The organism is Halothermothrix orenii H 168, from assembly GCF_000020485.1.
GTDB classification, from domain to species: Bacteria; Bacillota; Halanaerobiia; order Halanaerobiales; family Halothermotrichaceae; genus Halothermothrix; species Halothermothrix orenii.
The window spans coordinates 2441581-2455591 of sequence record NC_011899.1 but is presented as its reverse complement, the minus strand read 5'-3'; the positions used below and the strand labels follow the sequence as shown (position 1 = coordinate 2455591).

Annotated in this window: 13 protein-coding genes; 9 read left to right on the top strand and 4 right to left on the bottom strand. The window is 41.9% G+C overall.

From position 1 onward, the window contains the following. From HORE_RS11670 to rd, 5 genes are all read left to right on the top strand, one after another. Complete coding sequence (locus HORE_RS11670) at positions 1 to 228, top strand: hypothetical protein (RefSeq protein ID WP_041606141.1); 228 nt, start codon at positions 1 to 3, stop codon at positions 226 to 228. 62 nt (positions 229 to 290) lie between these two features. Then, complete coding sequence (locus HORE_RS11665; RefSeq protein WP_015923966.1) at positions 291 to 1037, top strand: hypothetical protein; 747 nt, start codon at positions 291 to 293, stop codon at positions 1035 to 1037. Further along, positions 1038 to 1637, top strand: a complete 600-nt coding sequence (locus tag HORE_RS11660) for a hypothetical protein (protein WP_015923965.1) — start codon at positions 1038 to 1040, stop codon at positions 1635 to 1637. It begins immediately after the preceding gene. Positions 1638 to 1873: 236 nt separating this feature from the next. Continuing rightward, complete coding sequence (locus tag HORE_RS11655; protein WP_015923964.1) at positions 1874 to 3049, top strand: FprA family A-type flavoprotein; 1176 nt, start codon at positions 1874 to 1876, stop codon at positions 3047 to 3049. Between the two features lie 61 nt (positions 3050 to 3110). Next, complete coding sequence (rd, locus tag HORE_RS11650) at positions 3111 to 3272, top strand: rubredoxin (RefSeq protein WP_015923963.1); 162 nt, start codon at positions 3111 to 3113, stop codon at positions 3270 to 3272. Positions 3273 to 3327: 55 nt separating this feature from the next. Here the strand turns inward: rd and HORE_RS11645 are convergent, their stop codons facing one another. Beyond that, entirely contained in the window at positions 3328 to 4698 is a 1371-nt protein-coding gene (locus tag HORE_RS11645) for a histone deacetylase family protein (RefSeq protein WP_041606138.1), read from the bottom strand. Positions 4699 to 4854: 156 nt separating this feature from the next. On the opposite strand from HORE_RS11645, the gene HORE_RS11640 reads away from it, so the two are divergent. Next, positions 4855 to 5724, top strand: coding sequence for a zinc dependent phospholipase C family protein (locus tag HORE_RS11640; RefSeq protein ID WP_015923961.1), 870 nt, complete (start codon positions 4855 to 4857; stop codon positions 5722 to 5724). Positions 5725 to 5758: 34 nt separating this feature from the next. Here HORE_RS11640 and HORE_RS11635 read toward each other — a convergent pair whose 3' ends face one another. Both HORE_RS11635 and HORE_RS11630 read right to left on the bottom strand, forming a co-directional pair. Further along, positions 5759 to 7024 (bottom strand): MFS transporter, encoded by a 1266-nt coding sequence (locus tag HORE_RS11635; RefSeq protein ID WP_015923960.1) that lies wholly within the window; start codon positions 7022 to 7024, stop codon positions 5759 to 5761. 107 nt (positions 7025 to 7131) lie between these two features. After that, positions 7132 to 8871, bottom strand: coding sequence for a hydantoinase/oxoprolinase family protein (locus tag HORE_RS11630; RefSeq protein ID WP_015923959.1), 1740 nt, complete (start codon positions 8869 to 8871; stop codon positions 7132 to 7134). Between the two features lie 391 nt (positions 8872 to 9262). Here HORE_RS11630 and HORE_RS11625 point away from each other — a divergent pair, with 391 nt between their 5' ends. Continuing rightward, entirely contained in the window at positions 9263 to 9895 is a 633-nt protein-coding gene (locus HORE_RS11625; RefSeq protein ID WP_015923958.1) for a glycoside hydrolase family protein, read from the top strand. Positions 9896 to 9921: 26 nt separating this feature from the next. Beyond that, positions 9922 to 10731, top strand: a complete 810-nt coding sequence (locus HORE_RS11620) for a hypothetical protein (protein ID WP_041606137.1) — start codon at positions 9922 to 9924, stop codon at positions 10729 to 10731. Between the two features lie 94 nt (positions 10732 to 10825). Here the strand turns inward: HORE_RS11620 and HORE_RS11615 are convergent, their stop codons facing one another. Then, positions 10826 to 12169: an RtcB family protein gene (locus HORE_RS11615; protein WP_015923956.1), complete on the bottom strand. Its 1344-nt coding sequence runs from the start codon at positions 12167 to 12169 to the stop codon at positions 10826 to 10828. 180 nt (positions 12170 to 12349) lie between these two features. Here HORE_RS11615 and HORE_RS11610 point away from each other — a divergent pair, with 180 nt between their 5' ends. Next, complete coding sequence (locus tag HORE_RS11610) at positions 12350 to 13804, top strand: asparagine synthase-related protein (protein ID WP_015923955.1); 1455 nt, start codon at positions 12350 to 12352, stop codon at positions 13802 to 13804. Positions 13805 to 14011: the final 207 nt, after the last annotated feature.

The window sequence follows — 14011 nt, the reverse complement described above, 5'->3', positions numbered from 1 at the left end:
ATGTCAGTAAAACAAATAAATTTTTATGGAAAAGGACCCGTAAAAACGGGTCCTTTCAGTATAAAAAAGGTAAATTTAAGAAAAACTTATAAAAAGGGCTCACTTCAGAAGGCTGGAAAAAATATAACATATACTATATACTATATTTGGGAGGGTAAATGTAATATTTATAGAATAAAGTACTTTATAGAAACTGATAACAGTAGTTTAATATTCCAGGCAGGTTGAAATTTTAGTTAGACTGGAGTCAGGTTTAAAGAATAAATAACATCAGGAAAGGAGGTTATAAGATGGAGGAACGCAAGAAAATAAGGGAAGCCTTAAAGGAAACAGAAATACTGAAATTTCCTGATAAACTGATATCACCATCACAGAGTACGACCCTGCATTATTTCGTTCTGGCCGAACCATATTACCTGGAAGTACTCGAAAACGAAGGTCCGGAAACCAAAGTCAGAGAAGGGAAAATAACCTGGGAGAAACCAAAACTTTTGACACCAGGTTATGTTTTGAATATGGAGGGCTTCAGTAAGGAAGCTAAAAAGGCCTTGCAGCTGATGTCCCAAAACCACCCGGATCTGGCCGGTTTTTTATACAAGATGAACTACAAAAAGGAGTCCTTAAGGACCTTCAGTGTCTCCAAATCCATTGAACAGACCAGTGACCGCATTAAGGATGAAATCAAGGAAAAAGGAGATACCATGACTGCAATAATAAAGGGTATAGATGAACTCTGGGATGTCTCTTTGATGAAACTTGTTCAGGAGCTGATTATAAAGAGCATGTATAAATCCCAGATTCCTTATTATGAAGATCGTGGCTTTTTGAGTACCGATGATAAAGGGTATTATGTTGTAACCCGTAACCTGGAAGGGTTGCCAATAGCTGTCAGTGAGGAGATTGAAAAGATGTTTGACAGGGTAAAAAGTGGTGACCTTGACCCTTCAGTACTGAAAAGGGAACTGGATCGCTGGGGGGTTTTTGAAGCTTACCAGGATAGGTTTTTCGATCTTTTTAGAAAGGGTGGTGGAAGGTAAATGAAAAGGATCAAGAGTGCTCTGGAAATTGCCCTGGAAAGAGCGGAAGACCTGGCTAAAAAAAGCGGTGATACAGATGGTAAGCTCGAAAAAAGAGAGGAAGCAAAACCCATCCTTGCCAGGTTTTTTAAGGATGAGATTGATGCTGAAGGACTCTGGAAGGAGTTAAAGGAAAAAAATGACTCTGAGCTTCTTGTAGTTACCCAGCGTTTGATGGCAGAGTCCCTGGGTTTAAAAATAAGTCCAGAAGATATAAAAAAGAGAAAAGAGGGGATTCTGGCCATTGAATCCTTAAAGCAGGACAATAATAGTTCAATTCTGGAACAGTTATTAAACCAGATTACCATGCTGGTCGAAAACTACAGTCAGGAACGGGAAAGAATAGAAGAACAATTTAAAAACCTGGTTGAAAAGAATTCTCGCCTGAAAATTAAACCGGTCAAGACCAGAGACGGGAAGACTGTTATGCAGGTTCAGTCCGATGTGGATGATGACATTAAGAAAAAGGTTTCAGAAAGAATGAATCAGTTTGAGGAAGCCTATGAGCAGAAGTTTAATGCCCTCTTGGAAGGGTTGAAAGAGCAGTTAGATGCTAATTAAGAAGACCTTTACCTGGCAGGTGATATAAGGTTATCACCTGCTTTTTTATTTAATAAACATTTTATAATATAAATTCAGGAATCAGATAACATATATTTAAAATCATGACTATTTATCTAATATTGTAAATGAAAACGGGCATTTTAAATAATACTTGAAATGTAAGAAAATTAATGCTATTATTACGATATACCTCAGGGTGTAAAAAGAGATGATTTTTAATAAGGGGGAACATAATGAAGGCTGTAAAGATTAAAGAAGGAGTATACTGGGTTGGAGGAATAGACTGGAACTTGAGGAACTTTCACGGGTATTTAACCCAGCGGGGTTCTACTTATAATGCCTATTTAATTGTTGATGAAAAAGTTACCCTGGTTGATACAGTAAAACATTATCTCTATGATGAGATGATTGAGAGGATATCAAGTATCATCGATCCCTCAGAAATAGATTATATTGTATCTAACCATGTGGAAATGGATCATTCAGGGGGATTACCGAAGCTTATGGAAGTTACCGGGGCTACCCTGTTTACCTCACCCAAGGGCAAGGAAGGCCTCGAATTTCATTATGACAGTAGTGACTGGGATATGAAAGTGGTGAAACCGGGAGCCCCTCTGGAACTGGGTAAGCGGACCCTTAATTTCATCCTGACTCCCATGGTTCACTGGCCGGATAATATGGTGGTTTATATGCCGGAAGAGAAAATATTATTCTCAAATGATTCCTTTGGCCAGCATTATGCTACATCGGAGAGGTTTGATGATGAAGTATTACTGGATATTGCCCTCGAAGAAGCCAAAAAATATTTTGCCAATATAGTAATGGGTTATCGAGGACAGGTAAAACGGGAACTGGATGCTATCGAGAACCACGGGCTGGAACTAGATATTATTGCTCCCTCTCACGGGATTGTCTGGCGGAAATATACCGATAAAATCATAGCGGCCTACCGAAAGTGGGCTGGCAATAAAACAGATAATAAAGCTGTTGTTGTCTATGACACCATGTGGGGTTCGACAGAGGAGATTGCCTATCGTATTGTAGAGATGTTCGAAGGGCTTGGTGTAGAGACGGCCTTACGTAATTTGAAAAAAAATCACATTTCAGATGTAATAACTGATGTTATTGACGCTGAATATATCTGTGTCGGGTCACCGACTTTAAATAATAATATGCTGCCGACCGTTGCCTCCTTTTTGACATATTTAAAGGGTCTAAGTCCCCGGGGCAGAAAGGCCCTTGCTTTCGGTTCATATGGCTGGAGTGGCCAGAGTATCGGTCAGGTAGCAGATATGCTGGAGGAGTCTAAATTTGGTGTCCTGGGCCAGATTAAAATCAGGTACAGGCCAGTTAAGGAAGATTTAAAAGCAAAAATTAATGAAATTAAAGGGGAGATTAAAAAGAAATAAATAACCATTAATTAAAATATATTATAAATAGTAACAGGGGTAATAAAGGAGGTGAAGATATATGGATAAATATGAATGCCAGGTGTGTGGCTATATATATGACCCGGATGAAGGAGACCCGGATAATGGTATAGATCCCGGGACACCCTTTGAAGACTTGCCTGAAGACTGGGTATGTCCGGTCTGTGGTGTTGGGAAAGATCAGTTTGAAAAAGTAGAATAAAAGGAGAGTATTTGTTTAAACTTTAAAAGTAAATTAATTGTTTAAAAAGAGAAAATCAGGGAGAAGGATAGGTTACAAATTCTTCTCCCTTTACATCCTGCAGGTAGAGGTAATCATACTTATTACCTGCCTCTTTTTTTGCCTCCTCAAATTTGAGGTGTGCCTCTTCGTGACAATTCTTGCAGGCCTTTAAGGGGATACTTATGGCTTTGATACGGGTATTTCTAAAGCCCTTTTCAGCCCTGGAGTCGATAATAATATATCCAGGGCAGTCGGGACAGGCTTTTACCCGCTCTCGCTGGAGTTCATTTATACCGTCAGTATCATAAAAGATGTGTTTTTCCCTTTCATAGAAATTGTTCTTAATAGTAAATTCACCTGTATCAGGGACTGGTGCCTGGTTATTCCGGTTTTCCCAGATTTCCCTCAGGACAGCAACCGTATTTTTGATATTATCTGTTATGACCGGGTCCTGAGTCAGGTTCCGGCTGTCAAAATCTGGTTCCCTGACATTACTATAATCAAGGCCGGCCATGGCCAGGATGAGCCCAACATTGATATAGGGAAGGGCACTTTCTATAGAATAACCACCCTGAAGAATGGCAATATCGGGGTTGAGTCTGGCATTTAATTCGGCATATCCCCGGGCTGATATTTTCATATTGGTTAAGGGGTCAGAATAGTGATTATCCTGGCCGGCTGCGTTAATGATGAGGTCAGGCTTAAAATCTTCTAAAACCGGTAATACCAGGTTATCCAGGACGTAATGCAGGCCTTCGTCAGTAGTGTAGGGGGGGAGGGGTATGTTGAGGGTTCTGGCATAGGCCCCGGGCCCTCCCACTTCGTTTGTAAAACCGGATCCCGGAAAGAGGGTTCTCCCATTCTGATGAAGTGATATATGTAAGACATGGGGGTCATGATAAAATATTTCCTGGGTACCATCGGCATGATGGGCATCAGTATCTACAAAGGCTATTTTCAGATCCGGGTATTTTGACCGGATGGCTTCAACCATGATGGCCTCATTATTGATATTACAAAATCCTCTGGCTCCGTGAACTACCCGGAAGGCGTGGTGGCCTGGTGGTCTGACGATGGCAAAAGCCTTGTCAACTTCTTTATTTAAAACAAGCCCGGCGGCTTTAATGGCTCCCCCGGCTGATATAAGGTGGGATGGAGTGGTTACTTTCTTTACTTCAGGGACACAGATATGAACCTTCTGGACATCTTTTTCCTCCGCGATTCCGGGGTTAAATTCCTTAATACCATCAATATCCATAAGCCCCTCCTCAAAGACCTGGTCCCTGGTATAGAGGAGGCGTTCTTCCCGCTCCGGATGGGTGGGGGAGATAGCCCAGTCAAAGGCCGGGAAGAAAATAAGGCCCAGTTTATTTTTTGCCTTAATATTTTTAATTGAATCTGGCATTATATCACCTGCCGGTTGATTTTTTTTATTTTTAATTATACCATAAACTGGGTAGAGAATAAATGTGACCATAATCCATGTGATTTCGGGTCTTGTATTATAACTACAATCATATAAAAAATAAATATGGACACAGTCTGGATAGGAGGAATAATTATGCCTGATTTCTGGACACATATCCTGGCCGGGGAGAGGGTTATTGACAAACTGGAGGATAAAAAGTTTCAGGAGATTATAAAAGATAATATAAAAGTCTTTAACCTGGGGTGTCAGGGGCCTGATTTTTTCTTTTACCATCAATTCTGGCCCTGGATTAAAAATAAAAAAGGGCCGGCTACCGGGGCTGATCTCCATTTGAAAAAAGTGGACCAGTTTCTTATTACCGGCGTTGATTACCTTAAAGATTTATCCTGTAAAGCCGATTTCCCCCTACTGGGAAGTTACCTGGCCGGCCTTATCACCCATCTTTCCCTGGATAAGTGGTTACACCCTTTGATTAATTCAAGGACCAGTAATAGTTTAGAACATAAATGGTTTGAGATCCAGCTGGATACATATTTAATGGCCCGCTTGAAGGGGCAGAGGGCTGACCGCCTTTATTCTAGGGAAGCTATTGAAGTGGGGCCTAATTTACCCGGGGAAATAGAGGCTTTTTACCACTATATTTTAAAAAAGGTTTATGGCTACAGGATGGCAGATGAAGACCTGGCAGGGTTTATCAATGGCGCCTACCGTGATATGAAGAGGGTACAACGAATTTTTTACAGTCCCCGATATCTTAAAAAAATGTTACTGAAGGTTTTAAATTGGCTCTTACCCCTTGATATAACAATCTATAGCTATCCGGAAAAGGTACAGAGTGGGTTTTTAGAAAATGAGGAGAAAGAAGAGGTTATGACCGGATTTGAAAAAGGGGTAGATGAGGCAGCAGAGTTTATAGATGTAGTATGTCAATATATTAACGGCAGGTTGAACCAGGAAGAGGTAAAGTCTTTTCTGCTGCCCCTTGTCCAGGTTGAAGGTTAATTTTTACCCATGTTGAAGGTTAACTTAAGATTTTTTATTTCAGGGCCTCACTCCGTCCCTTTTCAATGTCAACCCTGCTCAATAAAATTATACCGATGATAAAGAAGGAAGCTACCGCCAGTATCCCCAGGCGGCTGGATTCAGTCAGCTGTCCTACCAGGGCAAAGAGGAAGGGGCCGGTAATGGCTGCAAACTTACTGGAAATACCATAAAAACCAAAGAATTCGGCCGTTCTATTTTCAGGAACCATACTACCATAAAGGGAACGGCTCAAAGCCTGGGCTCCTCCCTGAACCAGTCCTACCAGACCGGCCAGGAGCCAGAAATCGAAGGCCGTGGTCATATAATAACCCCTGATAGTAATCATGAGATAAATCATAAGGGCAATAAAGATACCTTTTTTGGTACCTATTTTTTCTCCCAGCTTACCAAATAGAAGAGCACAGGGTATCCCGACAAACTGTGTCAGGAGGAGAGCCCCGATTAAATCAGTCTGGCCTATTCCTATTTCCCTTCCGTAGATGGTAGCCATCCTGATTATGGTACCTATTCCGTCATTATAAACCCAGAAGGCCAGGAGAAACTTCCATAATTCACGGTAACGCCGTATATTTCTAAAGGTTGTGGCCAGCCTCTTAAAACCCGCTTTTACGTATTTTTTCAGGGTAAGATGGGTATGTTGGGAATCAGGTGAGGGCAGGGTCTTAAAGGCAGGCAGCGAGAAAATAAACCACCAGACGGCCACACTGACGAAAGATATTTTGGTGGCAGCCAGGGTGCTGGACAGGCCAAACAGCTGGGGTTTTGATATCATTATCAGGTTAATGAGAAGTAAAAGACCTCCACCCAGGTATCCGGCGGCAAAGCCCAGGGCTGAAACATAATCCATTTTGTTTTTGTCAGAAATATCAGGCAAAAAACTGTCATAAAAAACATTACCGCCTGAAAAGCCAATGCTGCCCAGAATAAAGAATAAAGAGGCCAGGATATAATCACCTTCACCGACAAAATACAGTAAGCCGGTCCCGATCATACCGAGATAGGCAAAGACCTTGAGGAAAAGCCTTTTGGAACGGGAGTAGTCGGCCATGGCCCCCAGAATGGGGGATAAAATAGCAATAATCAGCATCCCGATGGTCTGGGTATACCCCCAGTATGAGGTAGCCAGGTGGTCCGGTATGCCACTGGCGGCAACATCTTTATAAAAGATGGGCAGGACAGTGGCCAGAATAGTGGTGGCAAAAGCAGAATTGGCCCAGTCATAAAGGGCCCAGGCATAAACCTGTTTTTTGTTTTTCATTATATCACCCCGGAATATAATATTATCTATTATTTAATTCTGGAAAGGGGTTAAATCTACCTTTTGTTTAACATTTATTTAACATTAAATTATTGCGTGTCCTGTTATCAGGGCCTGATCCGGGCTATCAGGCCGGGTTTGACCTGGGCCTTTACTTCTATAATCCTTCCCAGAGTTCTGAAACCCCTGATTACATTAAAGCTTTCCCGCTGGGTTATTTCAACAGGGCTTTCAGGATGGGGATTAGGATTGAGTTTTTCAAGCTCTTTCCGGGCTACTTCTTCAACCTGATTTAACCTGAGGTCCCGGTTTATTCTTTTATGTAAACCTGTTTCCGGAACGGTTAATTGTCCGGTTGCGGTATCGGCCCTGACAGTAACTTCGACCGTTGGCCGGGCTGCCCCGGCTCCGATAGCATTGGCCACTCCTGAATGGGGTGTAATTATATAGTCATAACCCATTTTTGAAGCAAGCCGGGGGATGAGTGCCCGGGCCGGTCCCCCCATTCCAGTAATGAGTCGGGGGTTAATAGAGAAATTTTCCAGCAACTCCCTGATGGTATAGACTGGCTGGTTTTCCAGGGTTGTCAGGATATTATTAATTTCCTGTTCGATTATATGACTCATCCTGTCAATAATGAGACGGGCTACTTTTTTAGCTCTGAAAACGGGTTTTTCAGTTTTTTCATTATTATCTTTTTTTATTAGACCGTTTTTTACCAGGTCATAGAGGGGAGACAAGCTTTTTACAGCCAGTTCATAATTAAAGTGTTTGCTGTCTTCTATAAGCCCCAGGGCAACCAGGGCATCGGTCGGGGTCGGGGACGGGCCTCCTTTTGAGGCTGGTATTCCCCGGCGCCGTGGGCCGATTGTAAGCTGGCCTTTAACAACCCTGACTTCACTATCCCCACCACAGGGGATGGACCGGGAGAAGAGGCCCCGGACCAGGGTAGGTAAGCCCCCCACTTTTATACCACCGGGAACAAAGGCGGGTACCCCATCAATAAATAGTCCGATATCGGTAGTAGTCCCGCCAATATCCAGGGCAATGGAGGTGAGTTTGTCCCTGATAAAAGCCAGGTTTCCCATAAGACTGGCGGCCGGGCCTGATTTAACGGTAGCAACAGGCCGCCGGGCTGCCTGTGCTAGGGTAAGGGTTCCACCATCACATTTAAGAAGCACCACCTCAGCCTTAATATTCCTGAGACTGAGAGCCTTTTTTATAGAAGTTATAAAATTATGGTGGACTGAAGAAATAGCAGCATTGTAATAGGCAGTAGCTACCCGTCTCGGGAAATTTAAAGTTCCGGAGAGTTCATGCCCCAGGGTGATGTGTTTGAAATTATATCCCTGTTCCATGATATAGTCTTTAATCTTAAGTTCATGACCGGGGTTGCGGGGTGAGAACTTACCAACTATAGCCAGATTAGTTATCCCTTTTTCTTGAAACCTTTTCAGGGCTTTGCTGATTTCTGACTCAACCAGTGGTTTTTCTTCTTGCCCCCGGTGGTTTATATACCCATTGAGGCTGGCATTTTCTTCACCGATTAATAATAGTCCGGGGTTTAAACCCGGGCCGGGGATGATAATTAACCCCACCGGGTCATGATTATGTTCTATGATTGTATTGGTACTCAGAGTAGTACTTAAAACAATCCGGGTTATATCTTTTCTGTTGACCCCTTCAGTTAGATAATCGAGGACCTTTAAAATGGAACCTTCCAGTTCCTGATGATCAGTTTCCATTTTGCAGGTTTTATGGACTTTATAGACCGGGGGATTGTCTGAATCCAGAACAAGTAAAACCCCATCAGTGTGTGTTCCACCGACATCAATTCCGATAATCATAATAAAGCCTCCTGTAAATCGTAATTTATTTACCTACAGTAAATATTTAAAGCAAATTAAAATTTGCCTTAAGTCCCGGGTAATAAATATAAAAGATATTTATTAAATCTACAGTAACTACTATATATTATTCCTTAAGTAATTTCAATTTAAAGGAAACATTTAATGGGTGCACCCTTAATGTTCTGTACGGTTTTCTTAGATACGGAGCACCTGTGGTGCAACCTTAATGTACGGCCCGGTTATAAAATATCATTAATGATTTTTTCTTAGTTGATAAATTATTTTATATATAATATGATAGGTCTGGACGTTACAATGAATACTATAGTTAAATCAGTTAGTGAGTTTATGTGGTATATTGTAATATGAAAACAGGAGTGGATGTTAAATGTACTATTTAAGAAGCTTTAAAGACTCGGTGGGAGATGTAGATTTGATAGTACACAATGATAGACTCCACCTTTTCCATCTGGTATCACCGGGGAACAGTGCGGTAAGGCACCTTGTTTCTGATGATGGGATAATCTGGGATAGCCTCCCTACGGCCATTACTATCGGTGATACAGGGAGCTATGATGATGATCGTATCTGGACCATGGGTGTTACCAGACATAAGGGGAAGTTTTATATGTTCTATACTGCCTGTTCCACCAGGGAGGCTGGTCGGGTTCAGAGGACAGCCATGGCTGTGTCTCCTGACCTGATAAACTGGGAAAAATACGATGGGAATCCTGTTTTATCCGCCGACAGCCGTTGGTATGAAAATGAACTGGGAGACAAAATAATGGTCTCCTGGCGGGACCCCAAGATATATTACGAAAACGGTAAGTACTATATGGTTATTTCCAGCCGGAGTAATTCAGGTCCTTTCCTCAGGAGAGGTGTGGTAGCCCTGGCTGTTTCTGATAATTTAATTGACTGGGAGGTAAAAAAACCACTATTTGCCCCGGGGCAGTTTTATGACCTGGAATGTCCCCAGTTATTTAAAATAGTGATTATTATTACATATTTGCCTCAATAATTGAAGACAGGAGTCAGCGTTACTGGGTGTCGGAAAGACTGGAAGGCCCCTACCGGGCATTAGGTGATAACCGGCTTTTTGTTCCTCATAGCCATTATGCTGGAAAGGTTGTTTCCTTCAGGGGGAAGGTGAGGTACGGCTGCTGGACCTATTTTGAAGTAGATGGGCCTTATCCATCGGGAGATTTGAAAGCAGATGGTGGCTCTTTAAAGAAATACCTTCCCATTTTCCCTGAAGTAAGACAGGAAGAAGGGGGGAGGTTGTATCTGGGAATATCGGACAGGCTTCTTGAGCCCTATCTTGATGGCAAAAAAGAGACTTCGATAGCCTTTGGTAAGCCCCTTTTAGTTAATTCTTATTCAGATTATGGAAATGGCAGGGAAAAGATGGTTTTACAGGTGGAGGAAGGGTTACAAATAATACCTTTCTATGAACCTTTAAATGATTTTCTATTAAAAGGCAAGTTAAAAATAGATGGTGCCAGGGGTGGTTTTGCCTTCCACCTCAGTGAAGATAGCAGTGGTTATTTTGTGGAAATAATACCAGATACAGATACGGTCAGGCTTATTAAGCATTTACCACATATAAGAACCGATGGACACCGGTGGTTTGAATATAAAATAATCCAGGAAAATAATCTATCCCATTTTAATTTAAACTGGGAGACAAAAATCCCCTTTAAACTTGTGGTCAATAAAGGAGAAATAATGTTCAGCTTAAATAATATCCTGGCCCTGCATACGGTCAGTATGACCAGGCAACAGGGTAAACCCGGCCTTTTTGGAGAAAGTAGTAAGGTTGAATTGAGTGAGGGGTGTTTACTCAGTTTGAGTTAGAAAATAACATTTATTGTTAAACTGAATCTATATATACTTGGTCAGACCTATCATTTCATTATCATTAAGGTATTTAACATTCTTCGTTAAAAGACTATCCCTTTAAAACAGCCAGGGGTTTAAGACGGACCACCGGTTCTGCCAGCCCGGTTTCTTTAAGGGACCTTATGACCTCACTAATATCCTTATAGGCCAGTGGTGATTCATCCAGGAGGTTGTCATTGGTGGCCGAGGTCACTCTGACTTCCCCCAGACTCTTTAAATGTTCCCGGTATGATAGTTTCTTTCTGGCCTGCCTTCTCCCCATTTTCCGACCGGCTCCATGGGAAACAGATTCAAAGGCAGCTTTCAGGGCCTCCTGATTTTTCGGCCTGACAATATAACTGTCTGTTCCCATAGATCCTGGAACAAGGGCAATGCCGTCAGGGGATAGCTTGGTAGCCCCTTTACGGTGGACCAGAAGGGCTTTTTTCTTGCCATTTATCTGGTGAATTTCCTTTTTGCAGATATTATGGGCGAGGTCATAATATACAGTAATAAAGGTTCCCGGTATAAAGTGGTTTATTACCTGTCTTACAAAATGGGTTAATATCTGCCGGTTGGCAAAAGCAAAGTTAGCGGCACAGGCCATGGCCCGGTAGTAGTCTTCCCCTTCCGGGGAATTAATGGGGAAGGAGGCCAGGTTTTTAGTGGGGAAATCAAAATTATATTTTTTGGCCCTTTTTTTGGCAATGTTGATATAATCTTCAGCAATCTGGTGGCCAAAACCCCGGGATCCGGTGTGGATCATGATACTGATCTGGCCCTCTTCGAGACCGGAGTTATGATTATAGACCTTATCAATTACCTGAATTTCAAGAAAATGATTGCCTGAACCGAGGGTTCCCAGCTGTTTTTTACCCCTGTTTATGGCCTTTTTTGAGACCCCCGTAAGATCTGCCCCCTTTAGGTGGCCGTTTTCCTCACAGGCTGCTATATCAATGGTCTGTCCATACCCCAGCCTGGTTATTAAAAAGGGTAGTCCCTCCTCAACTACCCGTTCAAATTGCTGGTCGGTAAATGTTAATGTTGAATTAACCCCTAACCCGGCCGGGATTTCATTTTTCAGTCCGGACATTATATCATCCAGTTTATCAATTATATCTTCGAGCCTTAAACCGGCAACTAAAAGCCGGACTCCACAGTTTATATCAAAACCTACCGCCCCGGGAGAGATGACTCCTTTTTTTAAACTGGAACACATTACTCCACCGATGGGTAATCCATACCCCTGATGGATATCGGGGAGTCCTATAACCCCGACTACTCCTGGAAGGCTGGCTGCATTAAAAAGCTGTTTTAAGGCTGTTTTTTCTATCTGGTTATAGAGGTCCCGGGTGGCAAAGACCCGGACATCACAGTTCATTCTCCCTTCCTGCTTAAAACGGTAGTATTTCAAAACATTCCCCTCCCTTTTTCTTATAATATCAACTTTTCTGAAAAATGTCTATAAATACAAATAAATTATAAAAGACATCTTATCTTAAAATTTTTGAGAAAAAAAGGAAGGAATTTTTATTATTATCTTTAAATGATAATAAAAAGGTAATAAAAACCAGGGAGGTATTACACTAACACAATGAGTGGCATTGCAGGAGTTTACGAGGATGATGACCCCGGACTGGTGAGAGATGTCCTAAAAAAGATGGAACACCGGGGTCCAGAAAGTACCAGAATTTATAAGGCCCCGAAGGGGGTTCTGGGATGTACCCGGATTAAGGGTAAGGGGGATTATTCCCCGAAAGAGGTTATAGCTATTTCCGATGGCAGGGTGGTAGTTGAAGGAAAAAAAGACAGTTCAGGGTATGGACAATGGGTTAAAGGCAATAGTGAAATAATCGAACTATATAATAAATTTGGGAAGGAATGTGTTCACTACTTTAATGGCCCCTTTGCTATTGCTATTTTTGACGGGGAAAATATTTTTGTGGCCCGGGATCCTTTAGGATTGAAACCCCTGTACTATAGTAATATTGGTGAAAAATTTGTATTTGCCTCTGAAATTAAGGGTCTGGCCCAGTTTGATTCAGAGATTAAAACCTTCCCTCCCGGACACTATTATCATTCTGAAGTAGGGTTTCAGGAATATTTTAAAGGTGTATCCCATAAACAGAGGATAACTTCAGTCGATAAAGGGGTAAAAAGGCTGCGTAATTTACTTATTAAAACGGTAAAGAGGAGAATTGGTGGAATTGATAACCCTGGCATATATTTAAGTGGAGGGATTGATAGCAGTACTATTGTGGCTGCAGCTTCGAAAGTTAAGGAAGTTATTAAAACCTTTGCAGTCGGGGCTAAAGGGAGTAATGATCTGGAAAAAGCCAGGCTGGTGGCAGACCATCTGGGAACCGACCACTATGAATACCGGTATACTGTAGAAGAGGCTCTGGAAATAGTCCCTGAGGTTATTTATCAGCTGGAATCATTTGACCAGTATCTGGTCCGCAGTTCAATTGCCAACTATTTTGTTGGCAGGCTGGCCAAAGAGACGGGGGTTGAACTGGTACTATGTGGTGAAGGTGGCGATGAGTTATTTGGTGGTTATCACTATTTAAAGGACATGCAAAGCCTTGCTGATATCAGGGAAGAGCTTGAAGTTCTAACAATGTCGGGCCATTCCAATGGTTTTCAGAGGGTAGATAGAATGAATATGGCCCATTCCCTGTTATATGATATGCCTTTTATGGACAAAGAGATTGTAAAATTTGCCTTCAGTATTCCGGTAAAGTGGAAGCTTTATGGTAATAAACCGGTGGAGAAATGGATTTTAAGGAAGGCCTTTGAGGATGACCTTCCTGATGAGATTATCTGGCGAAAGAAGGCTAAATTTTTTGAGGGGTCAAATACCACTGATACTATAAAGAGCAAAATAGAGTCATTTATAAGTGATAAAGAGTTTAAAAAGGAAAAAAAGATTTCTGATGATGTTACCCTCAGGAGTAAAGAAGAGCTTTATTACTACCGAATCTTCAGGGAGTATTATCCCCACCGGTCAATCCTGGATACCATCGGAAGGACCCGGACTGTAAATTAAGATAAGGAAGGTCCTACAGGCCCCTGTTACAGGGGCCTTTGTTTAATTTATACTTGTTTAATGTGGCGAATGGCTTTTACAGGAACGGAGGAATGGTCAGTTCTTATGAAGTGGTATTAACAATATTATTTAAATAAAGGAATTTTAAAAAGCCATAATCTGAAATAAACGGAAGTTGTTGTGGAGTTTGCAGCTATGGAAATCAAT

Coding starts and splice junctions, on each gene's coding strand:
- rd (WP_015923963.1), top strand. CDS start 3,111: ATGGATAAATATGAATGCCAGGTGTGTGGCTATATATATGACCCGGAT.
- HORE_RS11630 (WP_015923959.1), bottom strand. CDS start 8,871: ATGATTATCGGAATTGATGTCGGTGGAACACACACTGATGGGGTTTTA.
- HORE_RS11640 (WP_015923961.1), top strand. CDS start 4,855: ATGCCTGATTTCTGGACACATATCCTGGCCGGGGAGAGGGTTATTGAC.
- HORE_RS11635 (WP_015923960.1), bottom strand. CDS start 7,024: ATGAAAAACAAAAAACAGGTTTATGCCTGGGCCCTTTATGACTGGGCC.
- HORE_RS11625 (WP_015923958.1), top strand. CDS start 9,263: ATGTACTATTTAAGAAGCTTTAAAGACTCGGTGGGAGATGTAGATTTG.
- HORE_RS11655 (WP_015923964.1), top strand. CDS start 1,874: ATGAAGGCTGTAAAGATTAAAGAAGGAGTATACTGGGTTGGAGGAATA.
- HORE_RS11660 (WP_015923965.1), top strand. CDS start 1,038: ATGAAAAGGATCAAGAGTGCTCTGGAAATTGCCCTGGAAAGAGCGGAA.
- HORE_RS11670 (WP_041606141.1), top strand. CDS start 1: ATGTCAGTAAAACAAATAAATTTTTATGGAAAAGGACCCGTAAAAACG.
- HORE_RS11665 (WP_015923966.1), top strand. CDS start 291: ATGGAGGAACGCAAGAAAATAAGGGAAGCCTTAAAGGAAACAGAAATA.
- HORE_RS11645 (WP_041606138.1), bottom strand. CDS start 4,698: ATGCCAGATTCAATTAAAAATATTAAGGCAAAAAATAAACTGGGCCTT.
- HORE_RS11610 (WP_015923955.1), top strand. CDS start 12,350: ATGAGTGGCATTGCAGGAGTTTACGAGGATGATGACCCCGGACTGGTG.